The organism is Streptomyces aureus (genome assembly GCF_000725495.1).
GTDB lineage: Bacteria > Actinomycetota > Actinomycetes > Streptomycetales > Streptomycetaceae > Streptomyces > Streptomyces aureus_B.
The window spans coordinates 51,309-72,057 of the sequence record NZ_JNZD01000012.1; the positions used below are offsets into that span (position 1 = coordinate 51,309).

Consider the following 20,749-nt stretch of genomic DNA (forward strand, 5'->3'; position numbering starts at 1 on the left):
AAGCGAGGGGCACGGGTGAGCACCGACACCGTGCGGGACACAGCGGCCGACGAGGCCGCGGAGCGCCGACGCGAGCAGCGCGGCTGGTACTTCTACGACTGGGCCTGCTCCGTCTACTCGACGAGCGTGCTCACCGTGTTCCTCGGCCCCTATCTGACGGCGGTGGCCAAGCACGCGGCGGACGCGGACGGGTTCGTCCATCCGCTCGGGATCCCGGTCCGCGCCGGTTCCTACTTCGCGTACGCGGTGTCCGCCTCGGTCATCCTGTCGATCGTCGTGATGCCGATGGCGGGCGCCGCCGCCGACCGCACGGGCCGCAAGAAGCCGCTGCTCGCGGCGGCCGCCTATCTGGGCGCCGCGGCCACCACGGGCATGTTCTTCCTGGACGGCGACCGCTATCTGCTGGGCGGGCTGCTGCTGATCGTCGCGAACGCCTCGCTGGCGGTGTCGATGGTCCTGTACAACTCCTACCTCCCGCAGATCGCCCCGCCCGAGGAGCGCGACGCCGTCTCCTCCCGCGGCTGGGCCTTCGGCTACGCGGCGGGCTCGCTGGTCCTGGTGGCGAACCTGGTCCTGTTCACGGCCCACGACAGCTTCGGCGTCTCCGAGTCGACGGCGGTGCGCATCTGCCTGGCCTCGGCGGGCGTCTGGTGGGGCGCCTTCACCCTCGTACCGCTGAAGCGGCTGCGTGACCGCCACGCGCCGTCCGACTCCCCCGGACGGATGTCCGCGCACGGATGGCGGCAGCTGGCGGCCACGGTCCGCGACATGCGCCGCCAGCCCCTCACGCTGTCCTTCCTGCTCGCCTACCTCATCTACAACGACGGCATCCAGACGGTCATCTCGCAGGCCTCCGTCTACGGCTCCGAGGAGCTCGGCCTCAGCCAGTCGACCCTGATCACGGCCGTACTCCTGGTGCAGGTGCTCGCGGTCGGGGGCGCACTCGGCATGGGCCGGCTGGCCCGTACGTACGGCGCCAAACGCACGATCCTCGGCTCACTCGTCGCCTGGACGCTCACCCTCGCCGCCGGGTTCTTCCTGCCGGCCCACGCGCCGGTGTGGTTCTTCGTCCTCGCGTCGGGCATCGGGCTGGTCCTGGGCGGCAGCCAGGCGCTGTCCCGCTCCCTGTTCTCGCACCTCGTGCCGAGCGGCAAGGAGGCCGAGTACTTCTCCGCGTACGAGATGAGCGACCGCGGGATGAGCTGGCTCGGACCGCTGCTGTTCGGGCTGACCTACCAGCTGACGGGAAGCTACCGGGACGCGATCGTCTCGCTCGTGGCCTTCTTCGTCATCGGCTTCGTCCTGCTCGCCCGGGTCCCGGTGCGCCAGGCGGTGCGGGACGCGGGCAATCCCGTACCCGAGATGATTTAGCGTCTGGGGCCAAAGAGCGGTAGTGTACGCGTTTGGCCTGCCTGGCGTACCGTTACTGCGCGTCAATGATACTGAAGCGTTGGGTGACATCTGATGCCAGATGTGACAAACCGGGCGACGGTGGGTACAACAAGGGGCGGCTACGACGGCGACGCATGACCCACAACGGGAATCTTTACCGCCGACCGGACGTTGACCGGATGACGACGACAGCGACACCTGTCCTGTGGGCGACAAGCCCGGGAGGCACGATTCATGAGTGAGCGAGCTCTTCGCGGCACGCGCCTCGTGGTGACCAGCTACGAGACGGACCGCGGCATCGACCTGGCCCCGCGCCAGGCCGTGGAGTACGCATGCGAGAAGGGGCACCGCTTTGAGATGCCCTTCTCGGTCGAGGCGGAGATTCCGCCGGAGTGGGAGTGCAAGGTCTGCGGGGCGCAGGCACTCCTGGTGGACGGCGACGGCCCTGAGGAAAAGAAGGCCAAGCCCGCGCGTACACATTGGGACATGCTGATGGAGCGGCGCACCCGAGAGGAACTCGAAGAGGTCCTCGAGGAGCGCCTGGCCGTCCTGCGCTCCGGCGCGATGAACATCGCGGTTCATCCGCGGGACAGCCGCAAGTCCGCCTGACCCCTTCGCGGGTCGAGCGGCAGACACCGCACGCCGAGACCGCGGGCACCGTACTTCAGGTACGGGGCCCGCGGTCTCGTGCGTTTCCGGTCCGGGCATCAGGGATTCACGCGTCGGGGCTTCGCACGTTGGGGTGACGACGGTCCGGTTCCGGCGGACACAGGGACCAGGTCCGGCGCAGGCGGCTTCGGCGGACGCGGCTCCCGCACCGCGCGGCCCGGCAGCGCGGCTCCGCCCGCACACTTCGACGGCACGACTCCGGCGGACGCCGGGCCGCGTCACGGCCCGGCGTCCGCCGGAGGAGCTGGTGGCGCCGGAGGGGGCTAGCGGTTCAGGGGCGGGTAGTGGCCGCCGGGCTCGCTGGGGGCCTCGTCCCTGATGACCTCGCCCTGGACGACCTTGCCGTCGGGGCGGTGGATGCGGGCCTGCTGGAAGGCGTCGCCGACCGAACCGGGGGCGGCCAGCCGCATCTTCCGCTCGAAGGTGCCCTGCGCCAGGCGGCTGACGCCCTTCTGGACCGGCGGGACCAGCAGCAGCAGACCGAGCGCGTCGGAGATCAGACCCGGGATCATCAGCAGCAGACCGGCGAGCATCGTCAGACCGTTGCCCCGGCCGCCGCTCTCGCCGGGAGTGGTCGCACCGCCCTGCGCCCGCTGGAGCGTCTGGCTCAGATTCCGGAACGCGCGGCGGCCGGCCCGCTTGATCACCACGGAGCCGAGAACGAACCCGGCGACCAGCAGCAGGAACACCGTGAAGCCGCTGGTGGCATGGGCGACGAGCGTCAGGAGCCAGATCTCCAGCACCAGCCACACCGCGACGCCGAGCGGCAGGAAGGTGCGCAGCCGCGAGCGCCGCGGGCGGGAGGGAGTGGGGGTCGGAACGCCTGTCGTCATGCTTCCAGTGTGCCTGGGCCCGCCTCAGTTCGAGATAAGCGCACGCTCAATCCCCGCCGCCGGGGCGCGATACCGCCGACCCGCCGTCACGGCACCTCCGGCGGCCCCCGAAAGCCGGTGCGGCCCACCGGCCCGTCCTGTCCTCAGGAGGGGCGGCGGGCCGACGGGGCGACCGGGCGGACCGGTGCCGGGAGGAGCGGGGTCAGGACTGCTTGCGCCGGGCCGTGAGACGCCCGACGCGCTCGCCGACGCCCCAGGTGGTGACGCGCCACAGCGCCTCCACGAGGATGTCGCGGCTCATCTTGGAGTCGCCCAGCTCGCGCTCGACGAAGGTGATCGGGACCTCGACCACGTGGTAGCCGGCCTTCACCGCGCGCCGGGCCAGGTCGACCTGGAAGCAGTAGCCCTGGGAGGCGACCTCACCGAGGCCGAGGCCTTCGAGGGTCTCGCGGCGGAAGGCGCGGTAGCCGCCGGTGACGTCCCGGATCGGCACGTCGAGCAGGACGCGGGAGTAGAGGCTGCCGCCGCGCGAGATGAACTCGCGGGACTTGGGCCAGTTCACCACGCGGCCGCCGGGCACCCAGCGCGAGCCGAGCACGAGGTCGGCGCCCTTGAGCGCGGTCAGCAGGCGGGGAAGTTCCTCCGGCTGGTGCGAGCCGTCGGCGTCCATCTCGACCAGGACGCCGTAACCGTGCTCCAGGCCCCAGCGGAAACCCGCGAGGTAGGCGGCGCCGAGTCCTTCCTTGCCCTTGCGGTGCAGTACCTGGACGTTCTCGTCGTCCGCGGCCAGCTCGTCGGCCAGCTTGCCCGTGCCGTCGGGGCTGTTGTCGTCCGCCACCAGCACGTGCGCCTCGGGCACGGCGGATCGCACCCGGCCGACGATCTTCTTGATGTTCTCCGCCTCGTTGTAGGTCGGAATGATCACCAAGGCCGTGCCGAGCGGGCCGAACCGCCTCCCCTGGGCTTCCGCCGCGAGGGTCCCGTCGCCGTCGTTCACTGCTGCCCCTTCGTGTCCGTACGCAGAGCACCACCATAGTGCGCCCAGCCTGCGCTCCTGCGTCGCAGCGGCCTCACGGGGGTGTCGATTCGCCAAGAGACGGGTAAGAGCGGACACGCCGAGGCGGAGATCACGTCCCGGGGAGCCCTTCGGAGTCCTGCGGATCGGGGCCCGGCGCCCTTCGGGCCGACCTGGGACCCGCTGGCTGCGGGTCGACCGAAAGCCGTTGTCTACTGAACGTCCGGGCCCCACCCGGGTCGCACCTGCCGACGTGTCGGAACGTTCCCTCGCCTCGCGGCGCCGACGCTGGGCCTGGCTCCCAGTGGCGATGCGCCGGTGCGGCGCACCACCCCTGACCCAGCGGCGCTGCGAGGCCGTGCGGAGTTCCCCGGTCGGCCGTCCGGTGGTGGACGGGCCGAACCTACCCGCCCCCTGCGGCCGGCTGTCAACACTGGCTTGATCTGCGCCTTTACCGACAAAGCCCAGGTCAGAGCGGTGGGCGCGGGGGCCGAACCACGGGGTGCCGGGCCCCGCAGGCGCCGCCGACCTGCCGTGACATCACTCGCTTGGCCGTACGAATACCGTCCGTCCGCCGACCACCGTGCGCAGACAGACGGGCAGGTCGGCTCCCGGCGTCAGATCGGGCAGTCCCGGAGTGCCGGAGCGCGGGTCGGTGGACCAGCGCGCGACCCGGTCGTCGGGGGCCTGCACGACGAGGTCGCCGGTGCGCCACACGGCGTAGTCCGCGGGCGCCCCCGGCACCAGGATGCCCGCGTCGTCCCGTCCGACGGCACGCCAGCCGCCCCGGGTATGGGCGGTGAACGCGGCGCGCACGGACACCCGGTGTTCGGGCGTGCGGTGGAAGGCGGCCGCCCGCACGGTGCCCCACGGGTCGAGCGGGGTCACCGGGCTGTCGGAGCCGAAGGCCAGCGGCACCCCGGCACGCAGCAGGGCCGCGAAGGGGTTGAGGGTCCTGGCCCGTTCGGCTCCGAGCCGCTGGGCGTACATGCCCTCCTCGCCGCCCCACAGCGCGTCGAAGGCGGGCTGCACGGAGGCCGTGAGGCCGAGTTCGGCGAAGCCCGCGACGGTCTCCGGGGTGAGCATCTCGGCGTGCTCGACGCGGTGCCGGGCGGCGCGCACGCGGGCCAGGCCGACCTTCTCGGCGGCGGCGCGGACGCCGGCGACCACGGAGGCCACGGCGGCGTCCCCGATGGCGTGGAAGCCCGCCTGGAGGCCCGCCTCGGTGCAGGCCACGACGTGCGCGGCGACGGCGTCCGTGTCGAGGTGGGCGAGGCCGGTGTGGTCCGCGTCCCCGTACGGCTCGTGCAGACAGGCGGTGTGGGAGCCGAGGGAGCCGTCGACGAACAGGTCGCCGGCCGCGCCGACGGCGCCCAGGGCCCGCGCCCGGTCGATGTCGCGGTCGGCCCAGTAGCCGACGACCCTCGGTCCGGACTCCTCGGCGGCGAGCCGCAGCAGTCCGGTGAAGTCGTCCTCGGAGGAGATCTCGGGGCCCGCGCACTCGTGCACGGTGCCGATGCCGAGCGAGGCGGCGTGGGCGAGCGCGGCGCGCTGGGCCTCGGCGCGCTGGACGGCGCCGACCGCGCCGAGGGCCGCGGCGCGCACCGCGTGGTGGGCGTCGCGGGTGAGGGGGCCGTCGGGCACGTACCCGGCGAGCGCGGTGACGCCGGGGACCAGGTCGAGGAGCGCGGTGGTGGCCACGGCGGAGTGCACGTCGATCCGGGAGAGGTAGAGGGGGCGTCCACCGGTCGCGGCGTCGAGTTCGGCGCGGGCCGGGGGACGGCCGCCGGGCCAGCGGGCCGCGTCCCAGCCGTGGCCGAGCAGCACCCGGTCGTCCGGACGGGCGGCGGCGAAGTCGCGCACGAGGGCGAGGGCCGCCTCCAGGGACGGGGCGTCGGACAGATCGAGGCCGGTGAGCGCGAGTCCGGTGGCGGTGGTGTGCACGTGCGCGTCGGTGAAGGCCGGGGTGACCAGGGCGCCTTCGAGGTCCACGACCTCGTCGACGCCGGTCGCGAAGGCGTCGGCGGCGCCTTCGGAGCCGACCCAGGCGACATGGCCCCGTTCCACGACCATGGCGGTGGCGAAGGGGTCGGCGGGGCTGTGGACTTCTCCACCGCGCAGCAGCACGGTGTCCGACGGGGCGGTGCTCTCACTCATGGGAACAGTCTCGCGCCTGCCGGCGTCCGGCCCGCGCCGGGGTGGGGTCGACACGGCGCGGCGTCCGGGTCCGGCCGCGCGTGCGGTGCCGCGGACGGCACGCGCCGGCGCCCCGGAAGGTCACCGGGGGCGGGTGCCCCGGCCCGTCCGGGGGTCGTTCAGATGCGGGGCGGGCGGGATTCGTACGGGGTGGACAGGACGACCGTGGTGCGCGTCGAGACGCCCGCGAGCGCCCGCAGCCGCCCGAGGAGCTCCTCCAGTTCGTGCGGGGTCGAGACCCGCACCTTGAGGATGTAGTTCTCGTCGCCGGCGACGCTGTGGCAGGCCTCGATCTCGGGGACGCCCGCGAGGCGTTCGGCGATGTCGTCGGGGGCGCTGGGGTCGAACGGCTTCACCGAGATGAAGGCGGTCAGGGGCAGCCCGACGGCCTCCGGGTCCACGACCGCGGCGTAGCCCCGGATCACTCCGCGCTGCTCGAGACGGCGCACCCGCTGGTGCACGGCGGACGTGGACAGGCCCGTGGCCTTGCCCAGGTCGGTGTAACTCATCCGCCCGTCTGCGACGAGCAGCTGCACGATCTGTCGGTCCAGCTCCTCCATGACGCAAGAACCTACAGGGCCGTTGATCCCCGGGATACCTCAGCGGTGCAGGTCATGCCCGCTTTGTGATGTGGGCCGGCCTCGGCCGCGGGCCGGCCGGCCGTCACGGTCCGCCGGACCGGGCACCTGCGGGCGGCATGTGACGAAGGACACATGAATGCAACCGGGTCCGCCATGTTCGCGTGATTACCGCGGAGACGGGACGGGAAGTGCTTGCTGTGGTCGAGGTCGCAGCGCCTTGTCGGCCCACCCGAGGGGGAGAATCCCATGCAGAGTCTGAAGCGCCCAGGTCGTACCGCACCCAAGCGGCAGCAGGCCGCGCTCGAGCCCGAGCCGGAGGGTGTCGAATCCGACGCCCTGGACGGCGACGAGTTCGACGCGTACGACACCTTTGAGATGTACCGGGTCGTCTGCCCGGCCTGCGCGCAGCCCATCGCGCTGCTCGCGGACGAGGAGGTCCTGCCGGAGCACGCCCTGTGTGCCTCCCCGTGGAACCCGTTCGGGCTCACCGTCTGCTCGGGCACGGGTGCCCCGGCCGCCGAGGCGCGGTCCGCGGACGACTCCGGGGAACTCCAGCAGCAGGACACCGCCCTCCTGTTGACGCTCCCTCAGGGGCTGAACTGGCGGACGCAGCCGTTCTCCCACGTGGGCGGACCGGGCTCGGTCCCCATGCGGGTCTCCGACATGCGGCGCGCGGCCTGACCGCTCGGCGCGTTCAGCGGGTGCGGCCCGCTTCGCCCCAGTAACTGCCCTGCACCATGGCCCGCAGGCTGCCGTGGTGCAGGATCAGTGTGTCCGGGTCCTGGGGGACGCTCACCTCGCCGAAGTACGCCTGGCGGTAGGCGATGCGCAGCATGACGATCGCGTGCCGCAGGGCGGCGTAGAGGGTGTAGAAGTCCATGTCGCGGGGCGTGTGGCCGGTCAGGCTCGCATAGCGGGCCTCGACGCGGTCGCGGCGCAGGAAGCCGGGCAGCCCGCACTGGCCGAACCCGACGGTGAGGTCCTGGAAGAAGCGGTGCAGGTAGACGGTCCAGCCGAGGTCGACCTCGCGCGGGGCCGGTGCCGCCATCTCCCAGTCGAGCACCGCGACGGGGTCGAAGCCGTCGTAGACGACGTTCCCGATGCGCGCGTCACCCCAGGTGAGCACCGTCCCGCCTTCGCGCCGCGGCCACAGTTCCTCCAGCCGGTCGAAGGCGCTCTCGATGAGCGGTGAGCGCGACAGCCCCTCGACCACCCAGGCGTAGTAGGCGCGTTGGGCCGTGACGTGGCGGCGCAGCGGGCTGCCCTCTCCGGGCGGGGCGAGGAAGTCGGCCTCCGCCGGCGGGACCTGGTCGTGCAGCCGCGCGAGGAGCGCGACCGAGGCCGCCTCCAGGTGCTCGCGCTCGCCGTCGCTGGCCGCGTGCAGCCAGTTGCCCTCGTACGTGTAGGGCATGACGTCGGGCGGTACGCGCCCGGCGACGCGTTCCATGACGAAGAACGGCGCCCCGAGCGGGCCGGGGTCCTCCTCCAGCCAGATCACCCGCGGCACCGGCAGATCGCTGCGCTCGCGGACCAGCCGCATGGTCCGGTACTGCGCGGCCATGTCGTAGACGGGGAACACGGTGTACGCGCCCGGGTCCGCCGCGAGTCTCAACGCGCAGGCCCGCAGCGGCGGTTCGGGGTGCTCGATGTCGAAGAGCAGGGTCTCGCTGGACAGTCCGTTGGAGGCGGGGACGCTCACGTCCACCGCCCGGGCGCCCGGAAGGCGGGTACCGAGCCAGTCGGTCAGCCTCGCCGCGAGGTCCTCGGGGTCGCGGGTGGTCGTCCGCGGCCGGGGTGCCGTCGCCATGACGTCTCTCCTCTCAGGGCGCGACCGAGTCGAACCCGGTGAAGCCGCTGGGGTCGTGGCGGCCGAACGAGCCGTGCTCGAAGATCCCGTAGCCGACCTGCCCGTCGAGGGTGAAGCGGGCGGAGTGGTCGGTCACGCCGTAGCGGGCGAGCGGATGCGCGGCCGGGTCGGAGAGGTCGTAGACGCGCCGGTCGCTCCAGCTCCGGCCGCGCCAGGTGCCGTGCTGCCAGTCGTCGGCCGGGGGATAGCCCGCGCCGACCGCGAGCGGGGACGACGCCAGCACCTCCACCCCGAGCTCCAGGGGTGTGCGGTCCGCGGGCCGGGTCAGGTGGATGACGGCCGAGACGGGCTGCCGGGTGCCGGAGCGGTAGGTGATGTCGGCCTGGGGCCAGCCCAGTTGCAGGTCCCGCCCGCCCTCGCGCACGAGGGTCGCGTCGCCCAGGGTGCGGTAGCCGTCGGCGTCCTCCTGGACGACGACCATCAGGAAGCGGTCCTCGAAGCGGACCGGGCACCAGATCCAGTGGAACCCCTCGGCCGGGTTCTCCGCGGCGAGCCGGCCGCCCTCCTCCCCCGGAAGGGGGCGAACGCCCCAGCTGCGATCCCGGGTGCCGGTCCACTCCCCCGGGGCGACGGGTATCTCGTCGCCGCCGACACGGATGACGCCCTCGACGGCGCCCGCCTGCACGAAGCGGCGGCCCTCCAGCGTGAGCCTGCCCCCGCGCCGCTGGACGTGGTGGGGCTCCCAGAGGGCGGGGAAGTCAGCGGTCCAGGTGATGTCGCAGGCCAGGGAGGCGTCGTCGCAGCGCAGCCGCAGCCGGCGCAGCGGCTCCTCGACGGTGATCCGCAGCGGGCCCACGGCCAGGTTCATCCGGTCGTCGCCGAGGGCGTCGGACGCCCGGACGGCGTGCAGCGCGTCGCCCAGCCGCACCGTCGCGTACGCGTCGATCACCCCGACGTTCGGATAGACGCCGAGGCCGAGGATCAGCAGGGCGCGGCCCCGGTGGTCGAGGACGTGGAAGATGCAGCGGTCGTAGGCGTTCCGGTCGCCGCTCGCGACATGCCGCATGGACAGCGGGACCTGGTGCACGGGGTACTCGTCGAGAGGGACGGGGCGATCGTCGATCACGTCGATCCTCCGCTTCCGTACGGCAGTTGACGCCGCCCGAGGGGGTGCGGCCTCCGGGCGGCGAAATTGACGGTACGTCAGATACAGCCTGGCGGCCAGACGGTCCGCACCTCCCGCGGAGCCCGGGCGGGCTCGCAGCCTAGGTGTGGATGCCTCGCTCGGGCGGGCGCGGGGCGCGTCAGGACGCAGGACACGCCCGGTCGCCGGAGGCGGCCCCTCGCCGGAGGCGGCCCCTCGCCGGAGGCGGCCCCTCGCCGGACGTGGCCCGCACCCGAGGTGCCGATGCCGTCCGCGGGCTCGCGCCGTGCACGCCCGGGCGCCGGGCACGGCCTGATGCCCGGCAGGCGGTCCCGCACACCGCGCCCGCAGCCCTCGTGCAACGACCACGGGCCCCCACCGGCCCGCCTCCTCGCCGCTCCCGACGCGCGTTAGTCGCCCCACGCCGCAGCGGTCCCGACACGGACTCCCCAGGCCACCCCCCAGCGGCCCCCGCACGAACTCCCTGGCCCCCACCCCGCAGGGGTCCGGTCACGAGCCCCGGCCCACGACGCAGCGGTCCCGACACAGGCCCCCGGCCCCACCCCCGCAGAGGTCCAGTCGCGAGCCCGGCCCACCCCACAGCGGTCCCGGCACAGACGCCCCGGCCCACCCCACAGCGGTCCCGGCACAGACGCCCCGGCCCACCCCGCAGCAGTCCCGACACCGACCGCCGGCCCCGCCGCCCCGCAGGGGTCCAGTCGCGGGCCCGGCCCGCCCCGGAGCGGGACCCGCACAGGCCCCCGGCCCGACCCCGCACGGGTCCCGTCGCGAACACACGCCCGACGGTGCGGGCCGGTGACCTGTCCGCCCGCCCGCACGTTGCCCCGTTATGAGTCCCACACCTTCCGCGACCGGGCGCCGGCGCCGGATCCTCGTCCCGGCCCCGGTGCCATCGGTTCACTGGGTACCGCCGCCCCCGCCGGTTCAGGATCCGCCGATCTACCGCGCCCTGATGCGCGCCTGGGCCGATCGCGGCCGGGCGCTGCCGGGGCGTCACGACCCCGAGTGGGCACGCCTGGTGGCACCCTCGGCGCTCTACGGGTACGGCCAGTTCGGCGCGGGCCCCGACCCCCGCGGCGACCTCAGTGCGCCTCGGGACCCACGAGGTGCCGCGCGATGACCATGCGCTGGATCTGATTGGTGCCCTCGACGATCTGCAGCGCCTTCGCCTCGCGCAGGTAGCGCTCGACCGGGAAGTCGGCGGTGTACCCGTACCCGCCCAGGATCTGGACCGCGTCCGTGGTGACCTTCATCGCGCCGTCCGTGCACAGCAGTTTCGCCATGGCCGCCTGCCGGGAGAAGGGCAGGCCCGCGTCCCTCAGCCGGGCGGCGGCCAGGCAGAGCGCGCGGCCCGCCTCGACGTGGGTGGCCATGTCCGCGAGCAGGAACCGAAGGCCCTGGAAGTCCGCGATCCGCCTCCCGAACTGGCGCCGGCCGGTGGCGTACGCGACGGCCTCGTCCAGCGCGGCCTGGGCCACCCCGGTCGCGCAGGCGGCGATGCCGAGCCGTCCGGAGTCGAGCGCGGACAGGGCGACGGCGAACCCCTGGCCCTCGCCACCGAGGCGGCGGTCGTCGGAGACCCGCACCCCGTCGAGGTGGATCTGCGCGGTCGGCGAGCCCTTCATGCCCATCTTGCGTTCGGGCGGCGCGGCCCGCAGGCCGTCGGCGTCGCCGGGCACCAGGAAGGCGGTGATGCCGTGCCTGCCCTCGCCGCCGGTGCGCGCGAACACCGCGTAGAAGTCGGCCACTCCGCCGTGGGTGATCCAGGCCTTGGTGCCGGTGAGCAGCCAGTCGTCGCCCTGTCGCACCGCCTTGGTCCGCAGGGCCGCGGCGTCGGACCCCGAGGACGGTTCGGAGAGGCAGTACGCGCCGAGCAGACCGCCGCCGAGCATCGCGGGCAGGTGCTCGGCCCGCTGCGGCCCGGTCCCGTGGTGCGCGAGCGCGTGGCAGGCCAGGGTGTGGACGCTGACCCCGAGCCCCACCGTGAGGCGGGCGTGGGCGAGCTCCTCGAGGACCTGGAGGTAGACCTCGTAGGGCTGGTCGCCGCCCCCGTACGCGGAGTCGTACGGCAGTCCGAGGAGGCCGGACTCCGAGAGCAGCCGGAAGAGCGCGCGCGGGAAGCGCCCGGCGTCCTCCTCCTCGGCCGCGTCGGGGGCGATCTCGCGGCGGGCGATGTCGCGGACGAGGGCGATCAGCTCCCGGGCCTCGTCCGTGGGCAGCCGGCGGTCCACCGGCTGCGGGGCGTGATCGGGCACGGCGGCGCTCCTGACGGGTCGGCACACCGGCGGACGGGCGCCCGGAGGCGGGGCCGCCGGCTCTCGGCTGGCCCCGCCGATGCTCCCGCCCCGGATCAGGGAACTCGGCGAACGGGGGCCGTGGCGCCGGGAGTACGCCCGAACGGAGGCACGCCCGCGGCGGCGGTCCGCCGGCGGAATGCCTGACCGGACCACCCGCCGCGTCGATCCGGAATTGGTCCGAACCATTGACAGGGTGGTCTAGTCCTCATAGGGTTCCGTCAGTCCCGCCGGGCGTCGGGCGGGGCCGCGTAGGAGGGGTCGAGTTCCTCGACGGCACGCATCGCGCCCCCCAGCATCTTCACCAGCAGTTCGCGCATGGTCTCGCGCGGCAGCACCGGATGGCCGATCCAGTCGAGGGTGGCGCCCTCCACACTGTGCAGCCAGCCCAGCAGGGCGATGCGCGGCAGCGGGCCGACCCGGTCCCGGCCGTACGCCCCTTCGGCGATCGTCGAGACGATGGCGTCGCGCACGCCCTCGCGTATCGCCTGCACCTCACTGTCGAAGCCCACGCCGCCCGCGATGATCGTGCGATAGGCGGCCTGGTTCTGCTCGGCGTACCGGAGATAGCCGTCGATCGTGCGCTGGACCCGCTCCACCGGCGGGAGTTCCGCGCCGTCGGCGGCCCGGGAGACCAGATCCGCGACCGAGTCCTCGACGATGGCGAGGTAGTAGCCGCGCTTGGACTTGAAGTAGTAGTAGATCAGCCCCTTGGCGACGTGCGCCTGCCGTGCGATGTCGTCCATCGACAGCGCGTCGTACGACGTGTCGGCGAACAACTTCCGCCCGATGGCGATGAGTTCGGCGCGGCGCGCCAGCGAACGATCGGTTCCCCGCGCCCGGGGGCGGTCGATCTCGTACTGTTGACTCTTATTCAATTTCGGCCCTGGTCTCCAACTGCCGACGGAACATGCGCAGTATGGCAGAACCGTGCCGACCGTCATCCGGGGGCGATCGGCGGCCGCCCGATACGGTACGGCCGTGCGCCCCGCCGTCGGCGGGGGCCCCTCAGATCAGTCCGAGCCGCGTCACCAGGACCGCCACGGCCACCACGAGGACCCAGCCCAGGACGTGTTCGAGGATCTTCGGGCCATGCTCCTCGGGGCCTCCGGTGCGGGCACGGAGACGAGGGGCGGTGACGGGGCTCGCGGTCATGGCATCTCGCTGACGTAGTGGTGCGCTGGCGTCCCCCGCCTCGCGTCGGCTCCCCTCCGACCCGACCCACCATGCCACCGGATCCGCCACCACCGGTAGAGACCCTGGTCACGTCCGCAGGCCGACGGGCCGCGCGGCCCGTCCGTTCCGCCCGGCGGGCAGGGCGTGTGGGTCGCGTCACACACCCCTGCCCCTGTCCCCCGCGGGGCCCGGGCGGCCGGGGCCCCGCGTGGACGGCAGCTCCCCGCCGGACGCGGGAGCCGCCCTCAGGTCATCGGACACCGACCGCCGCGAGCGCCTTGCGCTGCCGGGCGGAGGGATGCGCCGGGAAGTACAGGTAGCAGACGCCGCCGGTGCCGGAGACGACCTTCCCGGACGCGTTGTAGCGCTTGGTCCGCAGCCAGATGTTCTCCCACTCGGAGCGCTTGTAGACCCGGCGCACCGCGTCGTCGCCGGGCGACGCCGGGTCGTTGGCGATGACGTCGCCGTCCGCGGTGAACCCTATGACCGTCATGAGGTGGCCCGAGGTGCCGTACCCCGCACCCGTCAGCTCGGTCTTGAGGAACGACTGGGACGTTATGGCCGGGATGCCCGCGGCGATCAGCGTCTCCAGGTCGGTCAGCGAGCCGAGCCGGGTGACCACGCCCTGGAGGTCCTTGTACGTGGCCGCGTAGGCGGCGTTGAAGGGCCAGTTGCCGCAGCCCGCGTACTGGTAGTCGTACGTGGAGCGGGCCGCGAGGCACACCTGCGGGTCGGCGTAGGAGGGGTCGACCCAGGCGAGCTGCTCGGCGGTGGGCCTGCGCCCCCAGTACTCGATGATCATCTGCGAGGAGGTGGGGCTGCACCAGGCCTCGCCGCCGTTGTCGTACTCGGGGTACTGACCGGCGTGGATCTCCTGCGAGTAGCGCGGCACGTTCAGCTCCTGGGCGAGGCCCGGGGCCGAGGCGGGGACCGTGAAGCGGTCCGGGATGTCGGAGCCCATCGCGCCGAGGCGCCACACGGTGGGCGTGCTCTTCGTCCCCGGGGCGCGGTAGAGCGTCAGGCGCAGCCGGTAGGAGACGAGGCGCAGGCCCGAGGCGGCGTCGTCGATGGAGAAGGTGTCCGTCCAGATGGTGCTGCGGCCGTCGGTCTGGTCGTCCACGGAGGTGCGCCGGATGTCCTGGTCGCCGGAGGCCCAGCGGCCCATCACGTACCAGGGCGTGTCCGTGCCGTCGGAGTAGGTTCCGGTCAGCTCGACCTGGAGCCAGGTGCCGGCCGGGGTGTGGGCGTTCCAGGAGGCGATGACCTCCGTGGCGGGGACCGAGAGCCGGTGGACCGGAGAGGTCCAGGTCGCGTACTCCCAGGCGGCCGTCCTGCCGGTGTGCGGGTCGGTGTAGTCCGTCGTGCCGGCCGGGGCGGCGACGACCAGGCCGGGGCGCACGCCCGGCACGGCCCGCGTGCCCGCCGCGCCGCCCGAGCGCCAGTCGCTGTACGAGGTCCAGGCCCGGTTGTCGACGAGACCTCCGGCGGCTCTGGTCCGGCGGGCCGGAGCGGCGGCGGCCGCGGGGCCCGCGGCCCCCACCGCCGCCGCGGCGACCGCGGCGGCCAGGACGATTCTGCGGGACGGCTGTTCGGCTCTGCTCATGGGTGGAGAACCCCCAGGGGTGTCCGGAACGGGCGGGCCCAGTGCTCTGTCGTGCGCCAACTATGGACGCCGGAGGGCGACTTCTGCCAGCACTTCGGCCCGCGCCGCGCCCACCAATATTGGCCTGGACCACTGGCATGACCTGGGACGCCCCGGTCCCGGCGGGTGCCGGGACCGGGGCGGAGGCCGGTCAGACGAGGTCCATGGCCGCGACCTCGTCGGGGCGGCCGTAGCTGACGGGGCCCTGGAAGCGGCGGCGGGCGGTGGCGAACCACCACACCGTCGCGACGATCAGCACCACGGCCAGGGCGATCGAGGCGTAGTTGAAGTTGTCCCCGGTGATCGGCGAGGTCTGGGGCAGCATGAAGAGCACGCTGCTGGCGAGGATCCAGGTCACGGCCACCCAGCCGACGGGCTTGCTCCAGCGACCCAGGTTCCAGGGACCGGGCTGGAAGTCGTCCCCGAGCCGCAGCCGCAGGAACACCGGCACGGCGTAGGCGAGGAAGAGTCCGACGACGTTGACGCTGACGATGGCCGTGAAGGCGGTGTGCGACCACCATCCGGGCAGCACGAGGGCCAGGGAGCAGGCGACCGCCAGCCAGACGGCCTTGACGGGGGTCCGGGTGCGCGGCGAGACGGAGTGCCACCAGCGCGAGCCCGGCATGGCGCCGTCCCGGGAGAAGGCGAAGATCTGCCGGGTGTTGCTGGTCAGGTTGGCGAGCCCGCAGAAGAGCATGGACCCGATCACGATGAGCAGGATGAACTTAGCCATGCCCATGCCAAGCCCATCGATGAGGATCTGCACGGGCGGCGCCGAGGAGGCGGCGACCCGGTCATAATCGTGAATGCTGTACACAAGGGCAAGCATGAGGATGAGTCCCGTGATCGCCGAATAGGCTATCGAACGGGTGATCCCCTTCGGCGCGTTGACCGTGGCCCGCACCGTTTCCTCGGACATGTGGAAGCTGCCGTCGAAGCCGGTGAACGTCCAGCTGGTGACCAGCAGGCCGAGCATCCCTCCGTAAATCCCGTTCGTGAAACCGGTGTTGTTCGCGAAATGGGTGACGAACGAGGCCGACTGGTGGTCGTCGGGCATCACGACGAGTGTGCTCACGATCACGACGAGCCCGATCAGCAGCCACCACACGGAGATCCGGTTCAGCACGGCGACGAGCTGGACCGTGTAGGTATTGGCCAAACCCTGGAGCACGATGATCAGCGCCGTGATCAGAACCGTCTGCTCGGCCGTCGGCTCGTACGAGTGCCACTGCAGAGCGACGAACGCCTGGATGAAGGTGGCGGCCGCGTATCCGGTGGCCGCGGTGCCGCCGACCTGACCCACGAAATTCAGCCAGCCGGTGTACCAGGACCAGGCACCCTTGTGCCGCTTGGCCAGCTTGCCCGCCGAGAAATAGAGGGCCCCGCTGGTCGGATAGGCGGACGCCACCTCCGCCATCGCGGCGCCGATGAAGAGCACCATCACGGAGACGCCGATCCAGCCGAACACGAGAATGCGCGGGCCGCCGGCGTTCATTCCGAAACCGAAGGACGAGAAAATACCGGAGATGATATTGATGATGGTGAAGGAGATGGCGAAATTGTCGAACGCCTGGAATCGACGGGTGAGCTTTCTCGGATATCCCATCGCATGCAGTGTCGCATCGTCGTCGAAGGCGGCGATCTCCTTTCCGGCTCCCGTTCTCCGGTCCGGGGTCGATATTCGTTCCGACACGGCTGACCTCTCTCTCGGGGGGGGTGGTTCGGGGCAGCGGGGAGGGCCGGCGGTCAGCCGGCCCCCGGTACGGGCAGGCCGCAGGCGCGGCGGGCACGGGAGAGCTGGTCCTCGGGTTCGCCGAACACGCTCCACGGCATGCGGCAGGCGTAGGGCCCCATGGCCATGAACACGGCACGGGCCTCGAACTCGCGCTGCGCCATGAAGAGCGCGTGCGCCAGATACGCCAGGTCGAGCACCGGCGTGAAGCGATATCCGGCCACCTCCGGCAGCCAGTTCTGGTAGATCGCGAGCGCCGTGGAACGCCATTGCGGCTGTTCCCAGGTGCGGTCGACCAGCAGCTGCGTGGGGTTGTAGCTCTCCACCAGGGCCACCAGCGGCAGCAGCCGCAGCGGCGAGGAGGCGGGGGCGCGCTGGCTCAGGAAGGCGGCGACGTCCCAGGCCGCGTTGACGGAACCGCCGTGGCGCGTGAAGAAGAAGGCCAGGAACCGGTGATGGCCCTCACGGTTCCAGGGGTCGAGGCGCAGCACGTGCGAGAACAGGCGCCAGGGGCCGGGAGGCTGGGTCAGCAGCCCCTGCGGCGCGGGATCGCGCAGGTCGTGCAGCCGGGCCATGGACAGCCGGGCGACCCAGGGCGTGGGATCGGCCCGGTCCATCAGCGCGGCCCGGTCGCAGGCCGTCAGCGCGATGCGCTCCAGGGCCTCGGCCCGGTCGTCCTTGGCGTCGGCCGCGCGCAAGGCCCGCAGGACGGCCACGCGGGCCCACAGCAGGGCGGACTCGGGGGTCTGCTCCTCGGCCAGCCAGCGTTCGGCGAGGTCGGAGTCGGCGGCCTCGGAGGCGAGGACCAGGGAGCGGTGGGCCCGTAATCCGTAGTCGGAACGGGTCGCCTCCAGGGCTTCGTGGGCGCTCAGATAGCGGCCGGCTCTGACATCCGTGCAGACGCTCGCGAGTCTGCGGTCGTCGGCCGCAGGATGCCACACGTACTGCCCCTCGAATAAACCCGCGGCCATCTTCCCCTGTCCATCCCCGTACGACACTTCGCCGTTCCGCAACAGGAACCCTACTCAGCATCTCCGAGGACCGGAACGCTCTATCCGAAATAGCTGGTTCCGGCGGCCGGAAATCTCTCCGAAGGGCCCCTCGAGTTGTGGCCCCACGAGTTCTTGAGGATTGTTCAGTGAATGGTTCAATACGACACCATCCTGAACCCGTGGATCCGCTGTGGACGGCGCCTCGATAGAATGTTCCCCAGGACTATGCCACCCCCGCTCCTCACCCCGGGAAACCCCATTCACGACCTCGCCTCGCGGCTGCGCCGGCTGCCGCCCTCCTGCGGACCCGTCCGGCTGATCGGCGTGGACGGCCACGCCGGCTCGGGGAAGACCACGTTCGCCGGCTCCCTGGCGGCGGCCCTGGGCGGCGCACCCGTCCTGCACCTGGACGACATCGCCACCCACGAGGAGCTGTTCGGCTGGACCGGGCGCCTGCTGAGCGGGGTGATGGAGCCGCTGGGACGTGGCGAGACGGCGCGGTACGCCCCGTACGACTGGACCGCCCGGGCGTTCGGACCTCTCACCGAGCTCCCGGCCGCGCCGGTGGTGCTCCTGGAGGGCGTCGGCGCCGGACGCCGGGCGCTGCGCCCCTGGCTCGCCCGGCTCCTGTGGATGGAACTGCCGCACGAGCAGGCCTGGGAGCGGGGGCGGCGACGGGACGGCGGGGAACAGAGCGACTTCTGGGACGGCTGGGTCCAGGCCGAGCTCCGGCACTTCGCCGAGGACCCCACGCGCCCCTTCGCGGACCATGTGGTGCGGCAGTGTCCCGAGGGGTACGAGGTGCTGCCGGGGCCTTCCGGGACGCCTGGACCGGACCAGTTCGTCACGCACCGTGAGGGACCATCCGCAGTGTGCTGACGTCGCCTGAGCCCGCTCGGGGCAAGTTGCCTGAGTACCCCAACTCTGCTTGACCAGGGGGCCGTACAGGTCTTGCGTTCTGAAGCAGCGGCCCTTCGGGAGCCGCCCGCAGTCGCGAAGCCCCCGGTTGTTCCCCCGTGATCGGGGGCTTCGTTCTGCCCACACCCCCTCTTTCCGGACGCCCCGTGACGCCATCCGCTCACCCTGGGTCACCGTCCGCGATGCGCCCCGTCCGCTCCCACCTCGTGGAACGTCCTGTGCTGCACCCTTCGGCAGGCCCGGTGACCGCGGGTACCATGCCTCTCGGTGCGACCTTCGGACGGCAGCTCTGCCGCACCGCTTCAACTCCCGTCCGTGGCACAGTCGTTCGACCAGAGCTGCCGACGGGCACCGGCCCGGCGGCGAGGGGATGTCCTGAACCTCGAGGTACTCCCCGACCATCGGGGGCACGGTTTGTGGGGGACGTGATGGACTTCGGCACGCAGGGCCCCGAGGCCCCGGCCGACCTCGCCTGGCTGCGGGGTGTGGACGCCTACACGATGGGCGCCTACCCGCAGGCGGAGGAGGAGTTCCGCGCCGCGGTCCGGATGGACCCCGGTATGGCGGACGGCTGGCTCGGGCTGCACGCGCTACGGGTGGACACGACGACCGCGCTGCTGCGGATGTTCCGGCACCGCGACCGGTTCGGCGAACAGCGTTCGCGCCACCGACGCACCCTCAACTCCTGGTACTGGCTGGGCTGGTGGGTCCAGCCGGTGCTGGAGAGTCCGCGCGACCTGCTGCTCGCGCACGCCTCCCACTGGCTCGACGGCCGTCACGTCCCCGAACTGGACCGGGCGCTGGCCGGGCTCCCGCCGGTCGACGCGGACCACCAGGTGCGGTTCCTGCACGCGTGCCGCGCCTATCTGGTCAAGGACTGGGAGCAGTTGGTGCGGCACACCGACCCGCTGATCAACGACCCGATGCTCGGCATCGAGGCCGGACTGTTCGGCGGCATGGCGCGGGTCCGGCTCGAGATGTTCGGACAGGCCGAACCGCTGCTGTCCTCCGCCCTGATGCGCTGCCGCAGCGAGCAGCCGCAGCGCAAGGAGCTGCGGTACTGGCTGGCCCGCGCCCACGAGGGCACCGGGCGCTCCGCCGCGGCGCTGCCGCTGTACCGGGCGGTGCACCGGGTCGACCCCTCCTTCATGGACACCTCCGCGCGGCTCGCGGCCATCGCCGAGGGGGACGGCTACGACGACGCGGCCGCCGACCTGGCGGCGATCACGCTCGCCGGCGTCGGACAGGACGTGCTGGAGGGCCCGGACGGCATCGACGCGCTGTTCGGCACCGAGGGACGCGATCTGCGGCTCCCGGAACCCGATCCCGCACCGCCCGGCGCCCTGCCGGACCGGGCCGACGGCTTCCGGGAGAAGGCCGTGCTGCCGGTGCAGCCTCTGCCCCCGGGACCGACCGACCCGGCCCTGCTCGACGAGGCGCTCGCGGAACTGGAGCGCATGGTGGGTCTGGAGCCGGTGAAACGTCAGGTCAAGGCGTTGTCGGCACAGTTGAACATGGCCAGGCTGCGTACCGGGCAGGGGCTTCCGGTGCAGCCGCCGAAGCGGCACTTCGTCTTCTCCGGCCCCTCGGGCACCGGCAAGACCACGGTGGCGCGCATTCTCGGGCGGGTCTTCTACGCGCTCGGGCTGCTCGGCGGGGACCACCTGGTCGAGGCCCAGCGGGCCGATCTGGTCGGCGAGTACCTGGGCCAGACCGCCGTGAAGGCCAACGAGCTGATCGACTCGGCGATCGGCGGCGTCCTGTTCGTGGACGAGGCGTACTCCCTGTCCAACTCCGGCTACGGCAAGGGCGACGCCTACGGCGACGAGGCGCTTCAGGTACTGCTCAAGCGGGCCGAGGACAACCGGGACCACCTGGTCGTCATCCTCGCCGGCTACCCGGAGGGCATGGACCGGCTCCTCGCCGCCAACCCGGGACTCTCCTCGCGCTTCACCACCCGCGTGGACTTCCCCTCGTACCGCCCGCTCGAACTGACCTCCATCGGCGAGGTGCTGGCCGCCGAGAACGGCGACGTCTGGGACGAGGAGGCGCTGGACGAGCTCCGCTCGATCGCCGGGCACGTCGTCGACCAGGGCTGGATCGACGAACTCGGCAACGGCCGCTTCCTGCGCACCCTGTACGAGAAGAGCTGCGCGTACCGCGATCTGCGGCTGTCGGGCTACCCCGGCACCCCCTCGCGCGACGATCTGTCCACGCTGCGGCTGCCCGACCTCATGCAGGCCTACGGGGAGGTCCTCTCGGGCCGGGGCCCGCAGGACCCGTCCGCCATGTGACCGATGCGACAGGGCCCCGGTCCCGCCGGGCCGTACGACCGTC

The 20,749-nt window shown here is 72.5% G+C and carries 17 protein-coding genes; 5 read left to right on the forward strand and 12 right to left on the reverse strand.

What is annotated here, in order from left to right:
* The first annotated feature begins 15 nt into the window (after positions 1-15).
* Positions 16-1,371: an MFS transporter gene (locus tag IO36_RS17895; RefSeq protein WP_037621057.1), complete on the forward strand. Its 1,356-nt coding sequence runs from the start codon at positions 16-18 to the stop codon at positions 1,369-1,371.
* 255 nt (positions 1,372-1,626) lie between these two features.
* Entirely contained in the window at positions 1,627-2,001 is a 375-nt protein-coding gene (locus IO36_RS17900) for an RNA polymerase-binding protein RbpA (protein ID WP_003977404.1), read from the forward strand.
* A 323-nt stretch (positions 2,002-2,324) separates the two neighbouring features.
* On the opposite strand, the gene fxsA is transcribed toward IO36_RS17900, so the two are convergent.
* The 4 genes from fxsA to IO36_RS17920 form a co-directional block, all read right to left on the reverse strand.
* Positions 2,325-2,894: an FxsA family membrane protein gene (gene fxsA / locus IO36_RS17905; protein ID WP_037621058.1), complete on the reverse strand. Its 570-nt coding sequence runs from the start codon at positions 2,892-2,894 to the stop codon at positions 2,325-2,327.
* A gap of 202 nt (positions 2,895-3,096) precedes the next feature.
* Positions 3,097-3,891 (reverse strand): polyprenol monophosphomannose synthase, encoded by a 795-nt coding sequence (locus IO36_RS17910; RefSeq protein ID WP_037621059.1) that lies wholly within the window; start codon positions 3,889-3,891, stop codon positions 3,097-3,099.
* Positions 3,892-4,449: 558 nt separating this feature from the next.
* On the reverse strand, positions 4,450-6,066 hold the full coding sequence (locus IO36_RS17915; RefSeq protein WP_037621060.1) for an amidohydrolase: 1,617 nt from the start codon (positions 6,064-6,066) through the stop codon (positions 4,450-4,452).
* A gap of 158 nt (positions 6,067-6,224) precedes the next feature.
* Entirely contained in the window at positions 6,225-6,665 is a 441-nt protein-coding gene (locus IO36_RS17920; RefSeq protein ID WP_037621061.1) for an Lrp/AsnC family transcriptional regulator, read from the reverse strand.
* A gap of 267 nt (positions 6,666-6,932) precedes the next feature.
* Here IO36_RS17920 and IO36_RS17925 point away from each other — a divergent pair, with 267 nt between their 5' ends.
* Positions 6,933-7,367, forward strand: coding sequence for a hypothetical protein (locus tag IO36_RS17925; protein ID WP_037621062.1), 435 nt, complete (start codon positions 6,933-6,935; stop codon positions 7,365-7,367).
* Positions 7,368-7,380: 13 nt separating this feature from the next.
* On the opposite strand, the gene IO36_RS17930 is transcribed toward IO36_RS17925, so the two are convergent.
* From IO36_RS17930 to IO36_RS17965, 8 genes are all read right to left on the reverse strand, one after another.
* Positions 7,381-8,493: a phosphotransferase family protein gene (locus IO36_RS17930; RefSeq protein ID WP_037621063.1), complete on the reverse strand. Its 1,113-nt coding sequence runs from the start codon at positions 8,491-8,493 to the stop codon at positions 7,381-7,383.
* A gap of 13 nt (positions 8,494-8,506) precedes the next feature.
* On the reverse strand, positions 8,507-9,619 hold the full coding sequence (locus IO36_RS17935) for an Rv3169 family protein (RefSeq protein WP_037621065.1): 1,113 nt from the start codon (positions 9,617-9,619) through the stop codon (positions 8,507-8,509).
* 1,121 nt (positions 9,620-10,740) lie between these two features.
* Entirely contained in the window at positions 10,741-11,913 is a 1,173-nt protein-coding gene (locus tag IO36_RS17945; protein ID WP_037621067.1) for an acyl-CoA dehydrogenase family protein, read from the reverse strand.
* Between the two features lie 260 nt (positions 11,914-12,173).
* Positions 12,174-12,830 (reverse strand): TetR/AcrR family transcriptional regulator, encoded by a 657-nt coding sequence (locus IO36_RS17950; protein WP_037621069.1) that lies wholly within the window; start codon positions 12,828-12,830, stop codon positions 12,174-12,176.
* A 130-nt stretch (positions 12,831-12,960) separates the two neighbouring features.
* A complete protein-coding gene (locus tag IO36_RS46000) occupies positions 12,961-13,107 on the reverse strand; it encodes an SCO1431 family membrane protein (RefSeq protein WP_107065737.1) in 147 nt (48 codons plus the stop codon).
* Positions 13,108-13,378: 271 nt separating this feature from the next.
* On the reverse strand, positions 13,379-14,731 hold the full coding sequence (locus IO36_RS17955; protein ID WP_037621070.1) for a peptidase C39 family protein: 1,353 nt from the start codon (positions 14,729-14,731) through the stop codon (positions 13,379-13,381).
* A gap of 190 nt (positions 14,732-14,921) precedes the next feature.
* Positions 14,922-16,463 carry an amino acid permease gene (locus IO36_RS17960; protein ID WP_078943280.1) on the reverse strand — a complete coding sequence of 514 codons (1,542 nt, stop codon included), beginning with the start codon at positions 16,461-16,463 and terminating at the stop codon, positions 14,922-14,924.
* Positions 16,464-16,516: 53 nt separating this feature from the next.
* Positions 16,517-17,473 carry a hypothetical protein gene (locus tag IO36_RS17965; RefSeq protein WP_209441227.1) on the reverse strand — a complete coding sequence of 319 codons (957 nt, stop codon included), beginning with the start codon at positions 17,471-17,473 and terminating at the stop codon, positions 16,517-16,519.
* Between the two features lie 246 nt (positions 17,474-17,719).
* On the opposite strand from IO36_RS17965, the gene IO36_RS17970 reads away from it, so the two are divergent.
* Together IO36_RS17970 and IO36_RS17975 are read left to right on the forward strand one after the other, a co-directional pair.
* On the forward strand, positions 17,720-18,373 hold the full coding sequence (locus tag IO36_RS17970) for a uridine kinase family protein (protein WP_037621073.1): 654 nt from the start codon (positions 17,720-17,722) through the stop codon (positions 18,371-18,373).
* Positions 18,374-18,840: 467 nt separating this feature from the next.
* Positions 18,841-20,706: an AAA family ATPase gene (locus tag IO36_RS17975; RefSeq protein ID WP_037621074.1), complete on the forward strand. Its 1,866-nt coding sequence runs from the start codon at positions 18,841-18,843 to the stop codon at positions 20,704-20,706.
* Positions 20,707-20,749: the final 43 nt, after the last annotated feature.